The organism is Bradyrhizobium sp. WYCCWR15520, assembly GCF_056174665.1.
Genome location: NZ_JBWBWM010000007.1, coordinates 69,775 through 89,456, shown reverse-complemented (window position 1 = coordinate 89,456; position 19,682 = coordinate 69,775). Strand labels below are relative to the sequence as shown.

Annotated in this window: 21 protein-coding genes and 1 pseudogene; 13 read left to right on the top strand and 9 right to left on the bottom strand. The window is 62.5% G+C overall.

Annotated features, from left to right (window positions below; all coding sequences use genetic code 11):
- Nucleotides 1-32 precede the first annotated feature (32 nt).
- Nucleotides 33-443 carry a DUF2000 family protein gene (locus AC0QUY_RS10040; protein WP_475386724.1) on the top strand — a complete coding sequence of 137 codons (411 nt, stop codon included), beginning with the start codon at nt 33-35 and terminating at the stop codon, nt 441-443.
- Nucleotides 444-505: 62 nt separating this feature from the next.
- Here the strand turns inward: AC0QUY_RS10040 and AC0QUY_RS10035 are convergent, their stop codons facing one another.
- On the bottom strand, nt 506-1,552 hold the full coding sequence (locus tag AC0QUY_RS10035) for an MBL fold metallo-hydrolase (protein ID WP_475386723.1): 1,047 nt from the start codon (nt 1,550-1,552) through the stop codon (nt 506-508).
- 163 nt (nt 1,553-1,715) lie between these two features.
- Here AC0QUY_RS10035 and AC0QUY_RS10030 point away from each other — a divergent pair, with 163 nt between their 5' ends.
- Nucleotides 1,716-1,847, top strand: a complete 132-nt coding sequence (locus AC0QUY_RS10030) for a hypothetical protein (RefSeq protein ID WP_475386722.1) — start codon at nt 1,716-1,718, stop codon at nt 1,845-1,847.
- A 38-nt stretch (nt 1,848-1,885) separates the two neighbouring features.
- On the opposite strand, the gene AC0QUY_RS10025 is transcribed toward AC0QUY_RS10030, so the two are convergent.
- On the bottom strand, nt 1,886-2,197 hold the full coding sequence (locus tag AC0QUY_RS10025) for a hypothetical protein (protein WP_161853733.1): 312 nt from the start codon (nt 2,195-2,197) through the stop codon (nt 1,886-1,888).
- A 498-nt stretch (nt 2,198-2,695) separates the two neighbouring features.
- On the opposite strand from AC0QUY_RS10025, the pseudogene AC0QUY_RS10020 reads away from it, so the two are divergent.
- The 4 genes and pseudogenes from AC0QUY_RS10020 (at nt 2,696) to AC0QUY_RS10005 (ending at nt 6,220) form a co-directional block, all read left to right on the top strand.
- Nucleotides 2,696-3,783 (top strand): annotated as a pseudogene (locus AC0QUY_RS10020) (TRAP transporter substrate-binding protein).
- Between the two features lie 45 nt (nt 3,784-3,828).
- Nucleotides 3,829-4,401, top strand: a complete 573-nt coding sequence (locus AC0QUY_RS10015) for an N-acetyltransferase family protein (RefSeq protein ID WP_475386721.1) — start codon at nt 3,829-3,831, stop codon at nt 4,399-4,401.
- Between the two features lie 182 nt (nt 4,402-4,583).
- Entirely contained in the window at nt 4,584-5,873 is a 1,290-nt protein-coding gene (locus AC0QUY_RS10010; RefSeq protein ID WP_475386720.1) for a sulfite oxidase, read from the top strand.
- Nucleotides 5,873-6,220, top strand: coding sequence for a hypothetical protein (locus tag AC0QUY_RS10005; RefSeq protein ID WP_475386719.1), 348 nt, complete (start codon nt 5,873-5,875; stop codon nt 6,218-6,220). Before AC0QUY_RS10010 ends, AC0QUY_RS10005 begins: the two co-directional genes overlap by 1 nt.
- Before the next feature lie 19 nt (nt 6,221-6,239).
- Here the strand turns inward: AC0QUY_RS10005 and AC0QUY_RS10000 are convergent, their stop codons facing one another.
- The 6 genes from AC0QUY_RS10000 to AC0QUY_RS09975 all read right to left on the bottom strand — a co-directional run bounded on the left by AC0QUY_RS10000 (nt 6,240) and on the right by AC0QUY_RS09975 (nt 10,781).
- Entirely contained in the window at nt 6,240-7,229 is a 990-nt protein-coding gene (locus AC0QUY_RS10000) for a Bug family tripartite tricarboxylate transporter substrate binding protein (RefSeq protein ID WP_475386718.1), read from the bottom strand.
- 163 nt (nt 7,230-7,392) lie between these two features.
- Nucleotides 7,393-7,821, bottom strand: a complete 429-nt coding sequence (locus tag AC0QUY_RS09995; RefSeq protein WP_475386717.1) for a hypothetical protein — start codon at nt 7,819-7,821, stop codon at nt 7,393-7,395.
- A gap of 107 nt (nt 7,822-7,928) precedes the next feature.
- Nucleotides 7,929-8,684 carry a cupin domain-containing protein gene (locus tag AC0QUY_RS09990; RefSeq protein ID WP_475386716.1) on the bottom strand — a complete coding sequence of 252 codons (756 nt, stop codon included), beginning with the start codon at nt 8,682-8,684 and terminating at the stop codon, nt 7,929-7,931.
- A 145-nt stretch (nt 8,685-8,829) separates the two neighbouring features.
- Nucleotides 8,830-9,489 carry a hypothetical protein gene (locus AC0QUY_RS09985; protein ID WP_475386715.1) on the bottom strand — a complete coding sequence of 220 codons (660 nt, stop codon included), beginning with the start codon at nt 9,487-9,489 and terminating at the stop codon, nt 8,830-8,832.
- A complete protein-coding gene (locus AC0QUY_RS09980) occupies nt 9,467-9,625 on the bottom strand; it encodes a hypothetical protein (RefSeq protein ID WP_475386714.1) in 159 nt (52 codons plus the stop codon). The genes AC0QUY_RS09985 and AC0QUY_RS09980 overlap by 23 nt, the downstream gene beginning before the upstream one ends.
- A gap of 202 nt (nt 9,626-9,827) precedes the next feature.
- A complete protein-coding gene (locus AC0QUY_RS09975; RefSeq protein ID WP_475386713.1) occupies nt 9,828-10,781 on the bottom strand; it encodes a cyclase family protein in 954 nt (317 codons plus the stop codon).
- 1,188 nt (nt 10,782-11,969) lie between these two features.
- Here AC0QUY_RS09975 and AC0QUY_RS09970 point away from each other — a divergent pair.
- From AC0QUY_RS09970 to AC0QUY_RS09945, 6 genes are all read left to right on the top strand, one after another.
- The gene (locus tag AC0QUY_RS09970; RefSeq protein WP_475386712.1) at nt 11,970-12,689 is read left to right on the top strand and encodes a TetR/AcrR family transcriptional regulator; all 720 of its coding nucleotides are present in this window, start codon (nt 11,970-11,972) and stop codon (nt 12,687-12,689) included.
- Nucleotides 12,686-13,471, top strand: coding sequence for an HlyD family secretion protein (locus tag AC0QUY_RS09965; protein ID WP_161853741.1), 786 nt, complete (start codon nt 12,686-12,688; stop codon nt 13,469-13,471). Before AC0QUY_RS09970 ends, AC0QUY_RS09965 begins: the two co-directional genes overlap by 4 nt.
- Complete coding sequence (locus AC0QUY_RS09960) at nt 13,468-14,412, top strand: ABC transporter ATP-binding protein (RefSeq protein WP_475386711.1); 945 nt, start codon at nt 13,468-13,470, stop codon at nt 14,410-14,412. Before AC0QUY_RS09965 ends, AC0QUY_RS09960 begins: the two co-directional genes overlap by 4 nt.
- Nucleotides 14,409-15,575, top strand: coding sequence for an ABC transporter permease (locus AC0QUY_RS09955; RefSeq protein ID WP_475386710.1), 1,167 nt, complete (start codon nt 14,409-14,411; stop codon nt 15,573-15,575). Before AC0QUY_RS09960 ends, AC0QUY_RS09955 begins: the two co-directional genes overlap by 4 nt.
- 183 nt (nt 15,576-15,758) lie before the next feature.
- Nucleotides 15,759-17,066: an adenylate/guanylate cyclase domain-containing protein gene (locus AC0QUY_RS09950; RefSeq protein ID WP_475386709.1), complete on the top strand. Its 1,308-nt coding sequence runs from the start codon at nt 15,759-15,761 to the stop codon at nt 17,064-17,066.
- 12 nt (nt 17,067-17,078) lie between these two features.
- A complete protein-coding gene (locus AC0QUY_RS09945) occupies nt 17,079-17,993 on the top strand; it encodes a PhzF family phenazine biosynthesis protein (RefSeq protein WP_475386708.1) in 915 nt (304 codons plus the stop codon).
- A 109-nt stretch (nt 17,994-18,102) separates the two neighbouring features.
- Here the strand turns inward: AC0QUY_RS09945 and AC0QUY_RS09940 are convergent, their stop codons facing one another.
- Nucleotides 18,103-18,567 carry a DUF488 domain-containing protein gene (locus AC0QUY_RS09940; protein ID WP_161853746.1) on the bottom strand — a complete coding sequence of 155 codons (465 nt, stop codon included), beginning with the start codon at nt 18,565-18,567 and terminating at the stop codon, nt 18,103-18,105.
- Nucleotides 18,568-18,707: 140 nt separating this feature from the next.
- On the opposite strand from AC0QUY_RS09940, the gene AC0QUY_RS09935 reads away from it, so the two are divergent.
- Nucleotides 18,708-19,679, top strand: a complete 972-nt coding sequence (locus AC0QUY_RS09935; RefSeq protein WP_475386707.1) for a Bug family tripartite tricarboxylate transporter substrate binding protein — start codon at nt 18,708-18,710, stop codon at nt 19,677-19,679.
- Nucleotides 19,680-19,682 lie beyond the last annotated feature (3 nt).

Genomic DNA, 19,682 nt, shown 5'->3' with positions numbered 1-19,682 from the left:
GAATGAGAGCCTGAGTCTTTTTGGGGAAGTTCATGCAATTCGACACCAAGATCGCGGTCGTGATCCGGACCGATCTCGAAGCCTGGCAGAAGCTCAACGTCGCTTCCTTCCTGGCCGGCGGCATTGCCGCAGCCTTTCCCGAATGTATCGGCGAGCCCTATGGCGACGCATCGGGCACCAAATATCTGTCGCTGATCGGCCAGCCGATCCTGATCTACGGCGCGGACCGCCCGGCACTGTCCCGCGCGCTGGAGCGGCCGCTGGCGCGCAACGTCACGCCCGCGGTCTATACCGAGGACATGTTCAAGACCACGCATGACGCCGCCAACCGCGAGGTGGTCAGCACGGTGATCCGCGCCGAGCTCAACCTGGTCGGGCTCGCGATGCGTGCCGAGCGCAAGGTGATCGACAAGATCGTCGACGGGCTGAAGTTTCACAGCTAGCGCGTAGAGCGATCATTTACAGCGATCGGCAGAGGTCGCTCTGATGCATGGGTTGTTCACGGTTAGAGATGCGAAAGCCTCGTTCTTTGCTGCCGTGCCCGCAGGATACCGAACGGGTCTTCCCGTTGGGCCAGCCTCCGATAGGTGGCCAGATCATCCTCCTGGATTGCCGGTCCCTCGCCACGTCGCCCAACAGAGCCCACGCCTGGTCCCAACGGCAACGAAGTGCCGACACCCGCATAAAGGTATCGATCACCGTAAGCCCGCTTCAATGCTGCAAATGTCGGCTCGCCGGTGCAGTGGCCCGGAGCGATATTCTCTACCTTGAACGTGTCCTTGAGCGCTGCCACGGCTTTGGCAATGGTCTCGTCCGAGGCGACGACGAGGTGGAACCCGCCGGCGATCAAGCGAATTCTGGGATTGATGGTTGTCGCAGCCTCGACGATCTTTTCGATCCCCGGATGCGCACAGCCGACCACGAGCACGACGCCGTCCGCGGTGTTGACGGCCAGCGACAACTCCTTGAGCTCCCTCGTGCCGGGGGCGTCGGACACTAGTGCAATCAACGTAATGCCGGGGGCAATTTCCGTTGTCTTGTCGATCGGCTCGATATTGGCCCGCTGCCAGGCGGTGCCAAATTTCATGACTTCCGGTGGCTTGCCGTCGTAATAGCGCATCTCCTCCGGTAAGGATTCATCCTTCCGGTAGAAGGTCGATGGCAGCGACGAGCCATAAATTCCGAATCCTTCCCTGGGCGCGTAGATCTTCACCGTCGGATTTACGCTCAGCACATGGTTCAGCCCAGCCATGTGATCGGAGTGGCGGTGTGACAGAACCACGAAGTCGATGCTGGTGAGGTCAACGTTCTTCGCCTTGATGTTCGCTGCGAAGATGTCCTGGTCGTTGCCTGTGTCGAACAGGATTCGTTTGCCCGATATTTCCACCAGCGCGGAGAAGCCCCAATCCTTTTTCATCGCCGCATCGGTGCCGAAAGCGTCGTAGAGGATGGTGATCTTGCCGGTGGGCTCAGCGGCTGCGATGCGCGTGGAAACCATGATGACGACGCCGGCAAGTGCGACCGCAAGAACAAGGGTTGTGCGAAGTTTCATGGAAGTTCCTCCTCTTCGAGAGACCCCCCATTTGCGCTTGCCTGTAGCTGCCTCCCGCGACCTCGCGATTGGGCGCTAGGTCAGCTCGCCGTCGTGCAGATGGCACGTGATCTTCTGATCTGCCGTCGGCGGTCCTCAAGGGACTCTTCCGATCAGGCTGTTTTTGCCAACCGATCAGCGCGCCGGAAAACTACGCCTTGGCTTTGCAGGTGTCACTACGAAAGTCGCGATCGGGATGCGCACCGAGCGCAAGGTGATCGACAAGATCGTCGCCGGCCTCAAGTTTCACAGCTAGTACGCCGTGTTCGAGCCGCAACCGCCTGCTCCCGAAACTTACAGTCCGACAAATCCACGGAGTTTTCTGACCGTCTCGGCAGCGTCCCTGGCTTCCTCGGTTGTCAGGACGGTGATCTCGCCATTACGTCTGTGCATGACGCTGTGATGGATAGCCGCGCCTGAGAGACCGTCTACGTCCGACTTCACCGCAATGTCGTCGATTTCGGAGAGCGCAAACTCGACGGGTGTCTTGTTCCACAGCAACATTTTTCGCTGCAGTGTCGCCTTGCCGGAATCCTTGTCGAACGTAAGCGTGGTCGAGCCAGCTTTCAGAACCAGCTTGCTCGGACCTTCTTCGATACTAATCATGGCAGGTCTCCGCTTTTTCTGATACGGCAGGGCAGCTATCGGACGATGCGCCGATAGACGACGCTACCTGTCTCTGCGACCGGTGATGATGATTGCTGCCAGTACATCGCCGGCACTTCGAAGGGACGATTTACGGCCTGCTGTCTGCCTGGCAGACAAAGTCACAACTCCACAATCGAAGTTGCGGGCAATGCAAGTCTGAGGACAAGATGCCTACCGACAAGCATGTCCGCCTTCCCTGGGGGGTGGTCGCATCTTTGAAAATTTTCGCAAGGTTCATATGCGGTGTCGAGGGACAAATTGCCGCCGATGCCGGACGGATCTGGCTGGGGGGTGCGAGGAAGGGGACTTTTTGCCGAGCAAGTCCCGACATTCACCCCCTCACGGGCAACGTAGCGCTTCCACGCACGCGCCGAAGTTCGCTATGGTGAGGAACGAGCGGTCCCGGAAGGCCCTTTGCCCCTGGCAATGGACTGCAATCGAAGGAGTAAGCACATCATGAAACGCCGTACGTTCCTCAAAGGTGGCGCCGTCGTCGGCGCGGCGACGCTGGTGGCGGCACCGGCGATCGCCCAAGGCTCGCCAGAGATCAAATGGCGCCTGACCTCGAGCTTTCCGAAGTCGCTCGATACCATCTTCGGCACGGCGCAGACCTTTGCGAAATACGTGGCTGACGCCACCGACAACAAATTCCAGATCCAGACCTTTGCGGCCGGCGAGATCGTGCCCGGCCTGCAGGCGCTGGATGCCGTGAGCACCGCGACCGTCGAGGTCGCGCAGACGCCACTCTATTTCTACATCGGCAAGGAGCCGGCGCTGGCCTACGCCACCGGCGCGCCGTTCGGCATGAACCATCGCCATCAGGGCTCCTGGTGGAGCTTCGGCGGCGGCGCCGAGCTCTGCAACGAAGCGCTGAAGCCGTTCAAGGCGCATGCGATCCTGTGCGGCAACTCCGGCACGCAGATGGGCGGCTGGTTCCGCAAGGAGATCAAGACGGTCGACGACCTCAAGGGCCTCAAATTCCGCATCGCCGGCATGGGTGGCCATGTGCTGGCCAAGCTCGGCATCGTGCCGCAGCAGATCGCGGGCGGCGAGGTCTATTCGGCGCTGGAGAAGGGATCGATCGATGCCGCGGAGTTCGTCGGCCCCTATGACGACGAAAACTCGGCTTCTACAAGGTCGCAAAATACTACTACTTCCCCGGCTGGTGGGAAGGCGGCGCCATGCTGCACATGGTGGTGAATGAGGAGAAGTGGAACGCGCTGCCCAAGCAGTACCAGGCGATCCTCAACCAGGCCGGCGCCGCAGCCGGCGCGTGGATGACCGAGAAATACGACAGCGTCAACCCGGCCGCGCTGAAGCGGCTGGTCGCGGGTGGGGCGGAGCTGCGCGCATTTCCGCAGCCGGTCATGGAGGCCTGCTATCAGGCGACCCAGGACCATCTGAACGAGATCGCCGAGAAGAGCCCGCTGTTCAAGAAGACGAAAGAGAGCCACGACGCCTACATGAAGGAAGTGCTGTTCTACACGCAGATCGCGGAAAACTATTACGACAACTATCTGCTCAGCAAGGCCCGCAAGAGCTGAGCTCTTCCCTTCGATGCGGCGGAGCCCGGCGCGAGCGCCGGGCTCATGGCGATGTCGGCGAATGCCGTTCAGCGGGATCGGCGCGCCGAAATTTTCAGAGCGTGGGCCGGCATGATCAGGAAGGCTGAAGAACAGGATGCCTCCAGTCTGGCTGCGGTGAGCATCGAGGTCTGGTTGAACACGTATCTCCGCAATGGCGTAAGCGCGTTCTTTGCGGACTATGTTCTCGCGGAATTCACGGCGCAAAAATTCCGAAGCGGGATCGGCGATCCCGAGCTGGCGATCTTTGTATCGGAAAACCAGATAGGAATTGACGGCTTCGTGACGGTTTGTTCAACGGCCTCGCCGCCGCTGGCCGGCTGCTCGCCGCTGCAAATCAAGACCCTCTATGTTCAACCGCGTCACCAGTCGGGCGGACGCGGCGGCGCGCTGCTGCGCCGCGCTCTGGAGCACTGCCGGAGCCTGGGTGGTGACAGCGTCTGGCTGACGGTCGCCGCCGAGAACCGCCGGGCGATCGGCTTCTATCTTCGGCACGGCTTTCACAAGGTTGGTACTGCGGATTTTGTGATCGCCGATCAGGCCTATGAAACCCACGTCATGAGAATGGAGCTTCGCTAGACGTTGCCCGACATGCGCTAGTGTAGGGCAGGGAGGAGTGCAGAGGCTTCCCGCGCTGGCGCCTCGGCTTCCCTGACGTCTTGCGGCGCGACCGCAAAGCGCAAATACTCTTCCCAGTTGGATTCCCGAAGGGAAGTCCGGCCAAGAAAGCCCGGGAGCGGGCAATAAAGGGAGAGGACGTCATGGCGCGGGAAACCGGAGGCAATGTGGCTGATGGCAGTCATTTCGAAACCAGCCGGCGCAGATTTCTGGGCGGTTCAGGCCTGGCGGCACTGGGCGCCGTGATGCCGCTGTCGCGCGACGGCGTCGGCATTCCGCAAGCGCATGCGCAGGCCGGGCCTGCCGCGGCTCCTGCGGCGGCCAAGGGACCGCAATATCTAAAGTATCCCGGCAAGAACGAAGGGCTCGTCGTGCTCGGTGAAAAGCCGCTGGTCGCCGAGACGCCGGAAAGCCTGCTCGACGACGACACCACGCCGATCGAAAAGTTCTACATCCGCAACAACGGGCAGATTCCGGAAGAGGCGAAGGATCCCGACGCCTGGAAGATCACCATCGATGGCGAGGTCAACAACAAGATCGAGATCACGCTCGGCGAACTGAAATCGAAATACAAGGCGGTGACGCGGCGCATGGTGCTGGAATGCGGCGGCAACGGCCGCGGGGCGTTCTCCCCGCCGGCGCGCGGCAACCAGTGGAGCAATGGCGGCGCGGGCTGCGCGGAATGGACCGGCGTGCCGCTCGCCGATCTCCTCAAGAAGGCCGGCCTGAAGCCGAGCGCGAAATATACCGCGCATTATGCCGCCGACCTGCATCTATCGGGCGACGCCAGCAAGCCGACCATCTCGCGCGGGGTGCGCATCGAAAAAGCGATGGACCCGAACACCCTGATCGTGTGGGGCATGAACGGCAAGCCGCTACCGAACATCCATGGCGGGCCGGTGCGGTTGGTCGTGCCGGGTTGGGCGGGCTCGGCCTCGCAGAAATGGCTGACCCGCATCACCATCCGCGACCGCGAGCATGACGGCCCCGGCATGACGGAATTTTCCTATCGCACCCCGATCAAGCCGATGGTGCCCGGCGACAAGGGCGATCCGGCCAATTTCCGCATTCTGGAATCGATGCCGGTGCGCTCGATCATCACCAATCCCGCGAACGGCGCCAAGTTCGCGGCCGGCACCAAGGAGCTGAAGCTGCGGGGCGCTTCCTGGGCCGGCGATCTCACGGTAAAGCAGGTCGACGTCTCGCTCGATTTCGGCGCGAGCTGGCAGCGGGCGACGCTGGAGAAGCCGAAGAACAAATATGACTGGCAACGCTGGACCGCGACCGTCAAGCTGCCGACCGACGGCTATTTCGAGATCTGGGCGCGCGCCACCGATTCCAGAGGCGCGATGCAGCCGCATCTGGCCGGCTTCTGGAATCCGCAAGGTTATGGCGGCAACGCCATGCACCGCATCGCCGTGCTGGTGGGATGATGGTTCGTTTCACCTGCCTCGCGGTGGCCGGCGTGCTCTGGATAGCGCCGGCCATCGCGCAAACAACTTTTACGCCGCGCGACGAAAGCCCGGAGGAGTTTGCCGCAGGCGCCGGGCGCGATGAGACCTTTTATGCCTGCACCGCCTGCCACGGTTTTCGCCTGGTGGCGCAGCAGGGCATGACGCGCGCGCAGTGGGAGGATTCCATCAACCTGATGATCCGCCGCCACAACATGCCGCCGCTCGACGACAAGGATCGCGACAAGGTGCTGAACTATCTCGAAGCCGCCTATCCGCCGCGCGCGCCGGCGGGGCGGGGAGGCTGGGTGAACCCGTTCGCGAAGTGAGAAGCGCAGGGCTGATCCGCTACGCCGGCTCCAGGCCGAGCGCCTTGGCGCTCTCGATCCAGGTCGGCAATTCGCGCTGATACAGAGCATTGCTTTCCTTGAAGCCGAGCGCGGGATCCAGCACGAAAGTGGAGAGAACCTCCTTCACCTTCGGATCGGCATTGGCCGCCACGAAGAGTTCCGACAGCCGGTCGACGATCGGTTGCGGCGTCGCCTTCGGCACCGCCCAGCCGGTGAAGCCGCTGATGGTGAAGAACTTCGATGTCGCGCCCTGTTCGGGCAGCGTCTTGACGTTGGGGATCGCGTCGACCTTCTTCGAATGCACTGCGAATACGACGCCCTTGTCGCCCTGCAGCACGGACTGCGCGGCGGTGTAGCTGCCCATCGCGACATCGAGCGTGCCGTCCAGCAGTCCCGTCCACATCGGCGCTTCGCCCCGGTAGTGGATCGGCTCGATCTTGAGATCATACTGCTTGTTAAGTTCGTTGATGGTCATGTGCGGCGCCGAGCCCGCGCTATAGGTGCCGAAATTCACCTGGCCCTTCTTGCGCGCGAACGCGACGAAATCGTCCAGCGTCTTGACGCCGGACGCCAGGCTCGCGACCAGCAATAGCCCGGCGCCGGGGATGATGCTGACCAGCGTCAAATCCTTGTCCATGTCGTAGCCGGGGTTCTTGATCATCACCCGGTTCATGACGTAGGTAGTCGAGATCGAGCACAGGATGGTGTGGCCATCTCCTTCCGCGCGCGCGACTTCCGCAGCACCAATCGAGCCGGAGGCGCCCGCCTTGTTTTCGATGACGACGGTTTTTCCAACCTGCCGGGAGATGAAATCGCCGAAAGCGCGCGCCAGCAGGTCGGTCTGTCCGCCCGCCGGATAGCTGACGACCATGCGGATATTTCGCGACGGCCACCCAGCTTGCGCCGATGCGCCGCGCGCGAGCAACGGCATTGCGGCGGCGGCCGCACCGGCGGCGATGAAGTGACGGCGATTGAATTTCGCGGACATGATTCCTCCCTGTTTTTTGGGAGCGTACCGCATCGCTCAGTCACTGCCACCCGCGCAGGTCGGGACACATTGGCGCATCGATGAAATTTTGAGCGCTCTTGATGACCTGCGGGCGAGTTAACGCAGAATGCAACCGGATTTTTTCCGCGTCGGAGAATATGCGCTAGCCCGACGTCGCGCTGACATAAGGAATGCTGCCGACGACGGCGACGAGCTGCACCGCATTGGACAGCATGCCGCCCCAATGCAGCCGCCGCAGCCGGCGCACCGCATCGGCATCGCCGGCGTCCCTGGCGTTGAGCTGGACATCCCACTGCCGCAGAAACCAGCGCCGCGACCAGACCGCGAACGCCGTGATCAAGCCGATGCCAATGGCGAAACCCGGCCGGCCGGTTGCCGCAAAAACCAGCGTCCCGATCACGCCTGCAATGCTCGTCATCAGGAAATGCGCATTGAACATGCCGCGTAACAATTGGGTGACGGGCGGGATGTCGAGCTTCACCAGCAGAAAGGCGGGCGAGGCCAGAAAGAAATAACCCATCGGAAAAAGCAGGATGACGATGGCGGCTAAGGCAACTCCGTCTGACGTCATGCAGTCACCCCTTCTTTTTCCCATCAATCGGGCGAGGGCCTTGCGGCGGCAACCTATGATGATACCGCCGACCGTCCCGTACCATTAGGCCTTGGTCGGATACGGCCTCAGCCGCGCTTGCCGCCAAGCGAGACGAAGGCCATCAGGCACGGCTCCGGCAACGGATTGCGCCAGCGATGCCGCGTGCCGTTCTGCACGATGCAATCGCCCTGGCGCAGATGCACCTTCTCGCCATCGTCCAATTCCAGCGTCATCTCGCCGCGAACCACAACGCCATAATCGATGGTGTCGGTGGTGTGCATGCCCGGGGTGTCGCGTTCGAAATGGTCGCCCATGCCGGGAAGCTTTTCCGACAATTCTCGCAAGCCGCTCTCGAAGGTGACATCCGGCGGCGGCTTGTAGCCTTCGGGGCGCTTCGGCGGATATGAAATCAGCCGGAATATCGTGCCGCCCGGGCCGGGAAAGCCTTTCGTCCCTGGCAGCATCGGATCCGGCTCCAGGCCGGTGAGGGCAGGCACGCCCTCCGTCCTGTAGAGTTCGTAGAAGGTCAGTCCCGGGTTGGCATCGATCTCCACCACCTTGGACGTGACCTCGAAGGACTTGAACACCGACTTGCCGGCCTCATTGCGGCCCGTCAGCGCCCGCTTCGGCGGCGGCAGTTCGCTCGCATCTTTCGCTTCGGCCGATTGTGACACCGCGGCGAGGGCGCCGCCGCCGACCATCGCGGAGAGTGCCTGCAGCACCTGGCGCCGATCGCCGCCTTTGAATCGTTTAAATGAAAGCTCCGCATCGTCAGCGGATTCGTTCTTGCTCTTGCTCCGTGGCCACCACTGCCAAGAAAACCGCCAAGAGAACCTGCCCATTTGCGTCTCTCCTTGTAGCGTGCAATCAACCTGCCGTTACAATCAAAGAATGAACGGCGAGCCGCGCGCAACTGTAACAAAGATGAAGATATTGGCCAGCCTACTTCCGGATAGGGCGAGGCTGGAAGGCGTGGGCGTGCGCCCTTTATCGCAACGGCGTGTTCAGCCTGTCGCCGATGACCTGGTAGAGGCGTGACGCGATCACGGCAGCGAGTGTCGATGCAACAAGGGCCATAGTGCCGAGCCACAGCAGGCTTGCGACCACTCCGGTCAGGGTCCGCGGGGTCGCCCAAACCCAGGCCTGCAACAAGGAGATTACCGCGAGGCCGAGCAATCCGATTGGAATGAACGGCAGGATCGTTACTGCAAGGGCAAACCAGATATGATTGCGTGTATCGCGGATCGCATTTTGCCAGCCGGCTCCGGGGGCATCGACGGCCACTGCCGGAAACAGCACGAGGAGCTGCAGGACCATGAGCCAGGCGACGATGCGCGCAGCGGCTACGATCGGCGAATAAAGATCGAGGGGAGGTCGATCGAAGTAATAGACAGGATTCTTCGCCTCCGCGAGCGTACCTAGGGTGGATGGGAAACTCATAAGAACAACAGTCACTGCGAGCCAGCCGAAGTACAATTGAAAACGCGGGCTGGACGGCTTGAAATCATATCGCGTTTCCTCCTCGCCGAGGAGCACAAGCCGGTGGACCGCGAGCAGAAACGGCGTCAGCAGGAAACAAAGTCCGACGAGGATTGCCAGCCGCATAGCTGCCTGGCCGAGCGGATCATAGGTCAGCAGCTTCCCCAACCGCCGCCGCAACGCTCCCGACCGAAAGGATCAGATAGGCGAACAGGGCCGGCCGCCAGGCCTTTCGCAGCACATGGCACAAATCCCAGTAAGCCCAGAACAGCGCAGTCATAATGGAGGGGCGTGTGCGATTCATGCGGAACTCTTGCGACAATGGCGAAACCATTATCCAGGCGCAACCTTAAGGAGACCCTTTCCCGCATCGTTAACGCACGATGACGCTGTCTATGTCGATTTGCACGATCTGGTTTGACAGAGCGTAGCCCGCATGAGCAACGCGATATGCGGAGCCTACCGCCCCGCATATCGCTTCGCTCATGCGGGCTTACTTGCTACTTTTACCTCACCGCGATTGGCGAGACCGTGGAGCCCGAGCCGCCCTGAATCTTCAGGGGCTGCATCACAAAGGCGAATTCGCCGACGCCTTTCTGCGCGAGCTCATCGAGCTTGAGATTTTCCAACAGGTGAATGCCGTTCACCACCAGCGCGATCTGGTGCACGGGAAGCGACAATTGCTTGTCGGGATTGGGCGCGACCTCGACGGGCCAGTTGTCGGCGCCGAGCAGCATCGGGTCCTTCGTGGCGAGCCAAAGCGCGGCCTGCACGCCGATGCCGGGACAGGACTTTACGTAACGCGGATTGTCCTTGCCGTAGAGCTTGCCCCAGCCGGTGTGGATGATCACGGCGTCGCCGGGTTGCAGCGTCAGGTTCTGCTTTTTCAGCGCGCCTTCGAGATCATCCACGGTGATTTCGTAATTGTCCTCCAGCATCTCGACGCCCTTGAAGGCGGCGACGTCGATCAGGACGCCGCGCGTGAACAGCGCGCCGACATTATGGATGCCGAACTTCTTGAACGCGGTGCGGTCGACGTTCTCGTCGACCTTCTGGCAATTGTACCAGCTATTGAGGTGGGTCTGGTGCGCGAAGCCGTCGAACTGCGTGCCGACCTGTCCGAGCTCGGTGATGACGATCTCTTCGTTCGAGCCGCGCATGTTGGAGAACTGGTTCATGAAGGTACGCTTGGTATGCACGTCGAAGCGCCGCGTTCCAAAGAACGCCATGCTGGGACCGAGCACGTGCGCCAGCTCGATCACCTCGCCTGATTTGATCAGCTTGGCGGCGTTCAGCACCGCCGCCGGCTTCTGATGATTGGCCGAACCGCGCTCGTCGGCCGCGCCCCATTTCGACGGACAGCGCTGGCTTTCGGTCGGCACCGTCCAGGTCGGTGCCTGCGCATAGGCGGCGGCGGAAAACGCAAGCGTGATCGCCGCACCCAACGTGAATGCTTTCATTTCAAATCCTCCCAAATGAGGGCGCTCTGGCTCGGCACCCCTAACGCAGATAATGCGGGTGTCATCGCGGCCAATTCAAGTCCGATGACGTGCCGGAGGCGGTGGCCCATCGGAAGTTGCGGCGATGTCGGTGACATGAAGGTGTCAGGAATGGTGTGTGTGCGTCATGACCTCTCGCCGAGCCCCATCCTGGCCGCGTGCGCGGAGGTCACCCGTTTGCGCCAGAAAACTAATTTGTTGTGCAGATTCAAACTGATTTGGGTCGTCCAGTCGTCGGCGCAAAAATATACTGCTTTCCCTCGCACCCAAATCAGCGGCAATTTCCGCGCGTCTCGTCCCGGCAAGAGGGGCGTATCGCGGTCGTCACGAACGCGGGACGAGATGCGGTGGACGCGAGGGCGTCGGTGCGCAGGTGATCGCAGGGTGAGTGAACCTCATGAGCGACCAGCGGTGCACAAGATGAACGGCGCTTGCTTCCGCCTTCGCTAACGCTCGTCGGACGGGTACCAAGCCCGGCGAAGCCTCTTGGCGAAGACGGGTTGCGTACGGCAAAACCGTGTGGTCCTGACACCCGTGGCTGGTGCCAAGCTGCCGGTGACTAATCTGATCCAACCGGATCGAGTTGGTCATCAAGCCGGCAGTGACGGAGGCCAGAGGAATTCGGCTCCGGGGAGAACACGGCATAAGCCGTCAAACCATTGCGCAGGGAATGCCGGACTGCTCCGGCTGTACCTGTATGCTCGTGTGCACATTTCTATCCACACATTGCACACGAGACCGCGGGTGCGGCGAGCACCCGGCATTCCCTGCACCCTCTCATTTGGAGGGGAGAGGACGTCAGATGCAAACCTCGGGCGCGGTGCGTCGCGAGATCGCGAAACTATATCCACCGTCATTGCGAGCGCGGCGAAGCAATCCATTGTCAACTCGCATGCGGAAAGATGGATTGCTTCGCGGAGCCTGTCATCGGGCGGCGCTTCGCGCCGACCCGTTGGCTCGCAATGACGGGGGTGGGCCGCAGATCATCGGATACCCCCACAAATGCGGCATATGACGCTCCCTCGACGCCCCGCAAAATCCTCTAAACGGCAGCGCGATCGGGGGCACGCCGATTTCGGTCACGCCCATGTGAAAGGCCGCTTGCGGATCCAGATTGACTATGACTGACTAGTCAGTCATATATGGGGCATGACAAATGAAGCCACCAAAACCGCTAGGAAATCACGCCCTAAGCCGGCCAATCGCCGGGCCGAGGCGAGGGCGCCGGCTGCCTCGAAGCCCAAACCCGCTTCCAGGCCCGTCTCGAACCGCGCCGAACGCGCCGCCGAACGGCGCGGCGCCATCATCGAGGCGGCGATGGACGAGTTCATTGCGCGTGGATTTGCGGCAACGCGGCTCGATGACATCGCCAAGCGCGCCGGCGTCGCCAAGGGCACGATCTACCTGCACTTCAAGGACAAGGAATCGATGTTCGAGGAACTGATCCGCACCGCCATCGTTCCGCTGGTTGTCCGCCTCAGTTCGACGCCGCCGCCACCGGGCGCATCGGTTCGCGACATGGTGGAGATGTTCGCGCAAAGTTTCATCAAGGAGGTTGCGAGCACACGGCGCGGCGATCTCGTGCGCCTGATCGTGGCCGAAGGGCCGCGGTTTCCGGCGGTGGCCGACTTCTATTACCGCGAGGTGGTGACGCGCGGTCTCTCCGGCATGCGCGCGCTGATCGAGCTCGGCATCAACAGCGGCGAGATCAAGCAAAAGAACCTGGCGCAATTTCCTCAGATCATGGTGGCGCCCGCGCTGATCGCCGTGATCTGGCAGAGTCTTTTCGGCCGACACGCGCCACTGGATGCAATCGCGATGTTCCGGGTGCATCTCGATCTGATTTTTGGCGAACGGAGAACGGCATGACTTCGTCGCGAACGATAACGATCCTGGCCGCGCTGGCACTGGCCGCCGTTCTCACCGGCTGCAAGGAGCGCAGGGATCCGGGCTTTCAGGGCTGGGTCGAGGCCGACATGATCTTCGTCAGCCCCGACGAAAGCGGCCGCGTCACCAAACTCAACGTGCGGGAGGGGGACGAGGTCAAGCCCGGCGATGCCCTCTATACCGTCGACGACGATTTGCAGCAGGCTGACCTCAATCAGAACAAGGCGACGCTTGCCAATGCACAGCAGACCTATGACCGCGCCGCGTCGCTGAGCAAGACCGGCTCCGGCACGCAGGCGAACCTCGATTCGGCGACCTCGGCGTTGCGCGTCGCGGAAGCCCGCGTCAATACCTCGCAGACCCGGCTAGCGCGGCGCAGCGGGTTTGCGCCGGTCGGCGGCACCATCCAGCAGATCTATTTCCGCGAAGGCGAGATGGTGCAGGCGCAGCGGCCGGTGTTGTCGATCATGCCGCCCGGCAACATGAAGGTCCGCTTCTTCGTGCCGGAGACGGAATTGCCAAAACTTTCGATCGGCGACGAGGTGAAGGTGACCTGCGACAATTGCGCGGCCGATCTCACCGCGAAGATCTATTTCATCGCGACGACGGCGGAATATACCCCGCCGGTCATCTACAGCCTCGATGAGCGCAACAAGCTGGTCTACCTGATCCAGGCGCGACCGAGCCGGCCTGATGCCTTGCGTGTCGGCCAGCCGATCAGCGTGTTCCTCAATCCAAGGACGCCGGTGGCGGTCAAGCGATGAATGCAGCGCCCGCATCTGCACCCGACATTGCCATCAATGTCGAAGGTCTTTCAAAATCGTTCGGCGGCCGCGAGGTCGTGCATGATCTCTCGATGCAGGTGAAGCGCGGCTCGATCTACGGCTTCCTCGGCCCGAACGGCTCCGGCAAGACCACCACCATCCGTATGCTCTGTGGCTTGCTGACGCCGGATGCCGGCGAGGGCACCTGCCTCGGCTACGACATCCGCCGCGACGCCGACAAGATCAAACGCCAGGTCGGCTACATGACGCAGCGCTTCAGCCTGTATCAGGATCTGTCGGTGCGCGAGAATCTCGAATTCGTCGCGCGGCTGTACGGCCTGCGCGACGCGCGCGGCGCCGCTCGCGACATGATCCAGCGGATCGGCCTGAACGGCCGCGAGGAGCAGCTCGCCGGCGAGCTTTCCGGCGGCTGGAAGCAGCGGCTGGCGCTCGGCGCCTGCACGCTGCCCAATCCGCAATTGCTGCTGCTGGACGAGCCGACCGCCGGCGTCGATCCCAAGGCGCGGCGCGATTTCTGGAACGAGATCCACGCGCTCGCCGCCGAAGGGCTGACGGTGCTGGTCTCGACTCATTACATGGACGAGGCCGAGCGCTGCCACGAGATCGCCTACATCGCCTACGGCCATCTGCTGGCGCACGGCACGGTGGACGAGGTGATCGCGAAGTCGGCGTTGTCGACCTGGACCGTCTCGGGCGACGACCTCAACGGGCTTGCGGCCGAACTCACCGGCAAGCCGGGCATCGACATGGTAGCCCCGTTCGGCACCAGCCTGCACGTCTCGGGGCGTGACAAGTCCGCGCTCGAAGCGACGATTGCGCCTTACCGCGACAGGAGGGGATGGCGCTGGGAGGACTCTGAGCCGTCGCTGGAAGACGTGTTCATCGATCTCATGAACCGCTCAAAGGACAATTTCCAATGAGTGTGACCGACGTTGCCGGGCAGAATCGCGACGTGCCGGAGCCGGGCTTCGGCTTCTGGCGCCGCAGCTATGCGATGCTTGTGAAGGAATTCATCCAGCTCCGCCGCGACCGGGTGTCGTTCGCGATGATCGTGATGATCCCGGTGATGCAGCTATTGCTGTTCGGCTATGCCATCAACACCACGCCGCGCCATCTGCCGACGGCGGTGCTGGTACAGGAGGACAGCGATCTGGCGCGCTCGGTGCTGAAGGCGATGGAGAATACCAGCTACTTCCGCTTCACCCGCGAAGTGCACAGCGTCGCCGAATTCGACGATCTCCTGCAGTCCGGCAAGGTGCTGTTCGGGGTCGAGATCCCGCGCGGCTTCGAGCGTGCGGTGCGTCGCGGCGACCGTCCGGCGCTGCTGGTCGCCGCCGACGCGACCGATCCGGTCGCGGCCGGCTCTGCGCTCGGCTCGCTCGGTGCCCTGGTGCAGACCGCGCTGGCGCATGACCTCCACATCGGCGATCCGCCTGAGATGCCGTTCGAGATCAGGGCGCATGCCCGCTACAACCCGGCGGCAGAGTCGCGGCTCAACATCGTGCCCGGCCTGGTCGGCACCATCCTCACCATGACCATGCTGATCTTCACTGCGCTGTCGGTGACGCGCGAAATCGAGCGCGGTACCATGGAGAGCCTGCTGTCGATGCCGATCAAGCCGGTGGAGGTGATGTTCGGCAAGATCATTCCTTACGTGATCGTCGGCTTCGTCCAGGCCACGCTGATCGTCAGCATTGGGGTCCTGCTGTTCGGAGTGCCGATCCTCGGCAGCGTGGTGCTGTTGGCGGCGCTGACGACACTGTTCATCACCACCAACCTGTCGATCGGCTACACCTTCTCCACCATCGTGCAGAACCAGTTGCAGGCGATGCAGATGTCGATGATGTTCTTCCTGCCCAGCATTCTCCTGTCCGGATTCATGTTTCCGTTCGCGGGCATGCCGGTCTGGGCGCAATATCTTGGCGAGGCGCTGCCGCTGACCCATTACATCCGCATCGTCCGCGCCATCATGCTGAAGGGCGCGGCGCCTTCCAACCTGCAGTACGACACGATTGCACTCATTGCACTGATGCTGGTGGCGATGACGATCGCCGTAACGCGCTTCCGTCGCACACTGGACTGAGAGTATAAATGCTCGCAGCAAGTAGTCGGTGGAGAGTGTGCCGCGTCATTGCGAGGAGCGAAGCGACGAAGCAATCCATCTCACCGCAAGCGGCGGCGTGGATTGCTTCGCTTCGCTCGCAATGACGGCTGAGACGGACGCGGCTTGAGTGCGATAGACGGAAGGCCGGCAACAGGTAAGGCGATGGCAGGGTTCTGGGGCAAGAAGAAAGACGGGAAAGAGCTGGCGGTCTCGCCCGACTTCCAGCGCGCATTGACGCAGGAAGTGATGGCGACCGAGCTGCTCCGGATCAAAACGCTGATTGCGACGACCGTCCTGCTGTCCGCCATTCTCTGGACCGTCTATTTGTTCGCGCCCGAGAAGGTGAGTCAGGTCTGGCACGGCAATCTCAAGCCGCACTATCTCTATTCGGTGATGGTGCCGTTCATCCTGTTCGAGCTGTGGGTGCATGGGGCGATCACCCGGCATATGCGGGAGGGCCGCGACCTGCCTCTGTTCAGGCGCTATCTCGGCGCGCTGATCGAAACCTCGATGCCGACGGTTGCGCTGGCCCTGCACATCAACAGCATGGGATCCGTAGCCGCACTCGGTTTCGTGGTCCCGATGACCTATTTCATCTTCATCATCCTCTCCACGCTACGGCTGGATTTCTGGCTCTCAACTTTCACCGGCTTCGTCGCGGCGGCGCAGCTGCTTGCGATGGCGCTGTTCTATCATCCGGACCCCGGCCAGGAGCCAAACGTCTTCTATCATGCCGCGCGCAGCCTGATCCTCCTGATCGGCGGCGTGCTCGCCGGCGCGGTCGGGCATCAGTTGCGGCGGCAATTCGAAAAGAGCATCAGGGCCGCCACGGCACGCGACCGCATCACCAACCTGTTCGGCCAGCACGTCTCGCCGCAGGTGGTGGAACGCCTGATGGCGGAAGGTACGCGAACCGACAGCGACATCCGCCGCGTTGCCGTCATGTTCGTCGATTTCCGCAGCTTCACCGCAGGCGCGCGCACACGCACGCCGCAGGAAGTGGTTGATAGGCTCGACGGTGCGTTCGCGGTGCTGGTGGAGATCCTCGATCGCCACGGCGGCATCGTGAACAAGTTTCTGGGCGACGGATTTTTGGCGTTGTTCGGCGCGCCGCTCCATGCGCCGGACCCCGCGCACAGGGCAGTCGCTGCGGCGCGCGAGATGCTGGAAGCCAATTCAAGGATCAATGAGGAGACGAGCTGGCCGCTGCGCATCGGCATTGGCATTCACCTCGGCGAAGTGGTCGCCGGCAATATCGGCTCGCCGCGGCGCAAGGAATACACCGTGATCGGCGACACCGTGAATTTTGCCTCGAGGCTCGAAGCGCTCAACAAGGATTTCAACTCGCAATTCCTGATCTCGGAAGCGGTCCGCGACGCGCTGGGTGAGGCGTGCGGCGATGCCGTCTCGCTCGGCGAGGTCGAGGTCAGAGGCTATGAGCGGCCGATGGCCGTGTGGCGGTTGGGATAGGGGAGTATCGACATGCAGCGGCGTTACATCACTGTGGACGTTTTCACCGATCGCGCCTTCGGCGGCAATCCGCTCGCCGTGGTGCTCGATGCCGGCGGGCTGTCGACCGAACAGATGCAAGCGATCGCCAGAGAATTCAATTATTCGGAGACGACCTTCGTGCTGCCGCCGGCCGATCGCGCACACGACGCGCAGGTCCGCATCTTCACCGTGAATCGGGAGATACCCTTCGCCGGTCATCCCAATGTCGGCACCGCCTTCGTGCTGGCGACGCTGGCGGAAAAACCGCCGGCGCGGCTGTTGTTCGAGGAGGGGGCAGGGCTCGTGCCGGTCGAGATCGTGACCGAGGACGGCAAGGTCGTCAGCACCGAATTCACCGCGCCGCAGCCGTTGAAGCGGATGTCGCATGTCAGCGCCGAGCAGGCTGCGGCTCTGCTTTCGCTGTCGGCGAGCGATGTGAGAACGGACCGGCATCCGCCGCAGGTCATCTCGGTGGGGCTGGCGTTCGTTGCGGTTGAGCTAGCCTCGCGCGAGGCGTTGCGACGGGCGCGGCCCGATGCTGCGGCGTTTGCAAACATCTTCCCGTGCGACGGCAGCGATGCGGTCTACTTCTACACGCGTGATGTGTCAGTCGGTGAGAGGCCGTGCGACTTGCAGGCGCGCATGTTCCATCCCGGCGCCAGCGGGCTATCAGAAGATCCCGCGACCGGCAGCGCGACGGCCGCCGCCGCAGCACTGCTCGCCGACCTCGACGACATCAGGGATGGCGAGCTGAGATTGCGGATCGGGCAGGGCGTCGACATGGGCCGGCCGAGCCTGTTGCTGACCCGCGTCCGCAAGCAGAACGGCGCCATCGCGTCCATTCACGTCGGCGGCAGCAGCGTGAAGATGATGGAAGGAACGTTCCGGCTGGCGGGCGAGCGCTGAGGCACGATGGCGTCACCCCGTCGTTGCGAGCGAAGCGAAGCAATCCATCGCGCGGCAAATGCAGAGAGAATGGATTGCTTCGTCGCTACGCTTCTCGCAATGACGGCTGCTACACCTGCGGCGCGACGAGATTCTCCACCTTCACGCCGTCGCGATCCTCGATGATCTCGGCGATCCATTGCCGGTGACAATGCGTATGATCTCGCTCGTAGCAGAGAATGCAGATCGGACCTGACTTCTTCACCAGCGCCGACAACTCGTCGAGCTCCTCCTTCGCCTGAGCCGTCTTCAGATGCGCCGAATAGATCCTGTGCAAGAGACCGAACTTGCCGCTGCGCGCCGCCTCGCGGCCGGACTTCGGCGTGCCCAGCCCCTTCAGGTGCAGATAGGAAATGCCGCGCTCGTCGAGGCCGGCCGCGAGCTGATTCTTGGAAAAGCCCGGCCGGCGCGACGCCGCCACTGCGCGTACATCGACCAGAAGCTTGACGCCGGCGGCTTCCAGCTCGTCGAGTACCGCCTTCGCCGGCGTCTGCTCATAACCGATGGTGAAGAGGCGCTTGGTCTTGCGGGCCATATCGATCCAGACATTATGTCGCTGGCACAAGGCTACGGTACTGGCCGTTCGATGGCTACATCCGCGTTGCCGACAGGGACGGCATACCGCATAGTTGCGGCAAAGAGCCAGTCGCTGGCCGTTGCCACAGGGGGAATGCAATGAACCGAATTTGCTGCTCGTTGACGTGGATGCTCGCATGCCTCGTGTTGGGTATTGCCGCAGCGCACGCACAGGGCGGCTACCCCGATCGTGCGGTGAAGATCATCGTCCCGATCGGTCCCGGCGGCAGCTACGATCTGGTCGGACGGCAGCTGGCGGACGCGCTGTCGAAGCGGATGGGGCAGGCCTTCGTTGTCGAGAACAAGCCGGGCGCCGGCACGGTTGTTGGCACGCAGGCGGCAAGCCAGAGCGAGCCGGATGGCTACACGCTGGTGGTCGGCGGGCTCTCCAACATGGCCTTCAATTCGGCGCTGTATTCCAAACTCGCCTACGATCCGCGCAAGGATTTCGTGCCGGTAGCGCTGATCTACAAGTTCGGCTACGTCATGGTCGGCCGCAAGGATCTGCCGCATGGCAAGCTACAAGATATTGTCGCCGCGGCAAAGGCCAACCCGGGCTCGATCTCGGTGGCGACCGCCGGCGTCGGCACCGGCCAGCATCTGGTCGCCGCCGCCTTCATGAAGGCCGCGGGCGTGAAATTCCTGGAAGTGCCCTACAAGGGTTCGCCGCCGGCCTTCACCGATCTGCTCGCGGGCCGCATCGACCTGTTTTTCGATTCGAACGCTGCCGGGCTCCCTTACGTTCAGTCGGGCCAGGCGAAAGGCATTGCGCTGCTGTCGTCGAAGCGCAGCCCGCTCGCGCCCGATGTGCCGACGATGTCGGAAGCCGGCGTATCCGGCCTCGATGTCGATTCCTGGCTCGGGATCTTCGCGCCCGCCAAGACGCCGCCGGAGGTGATCGCAAAGCTGCGCCGGGAAATCCGCGCCTCGCTGCCCGAACTCAAGGACCGCTTCGAGAAGAGCGGCGGTGAGGTGTGGGATCTGCCGGACGATAAGGTCGACGCCTTCGTCGCCTCCGAATACGAGAGCTGGACCAAGCTGATCCGCGAGGCCGGCATCAAGCTCGATTGACGC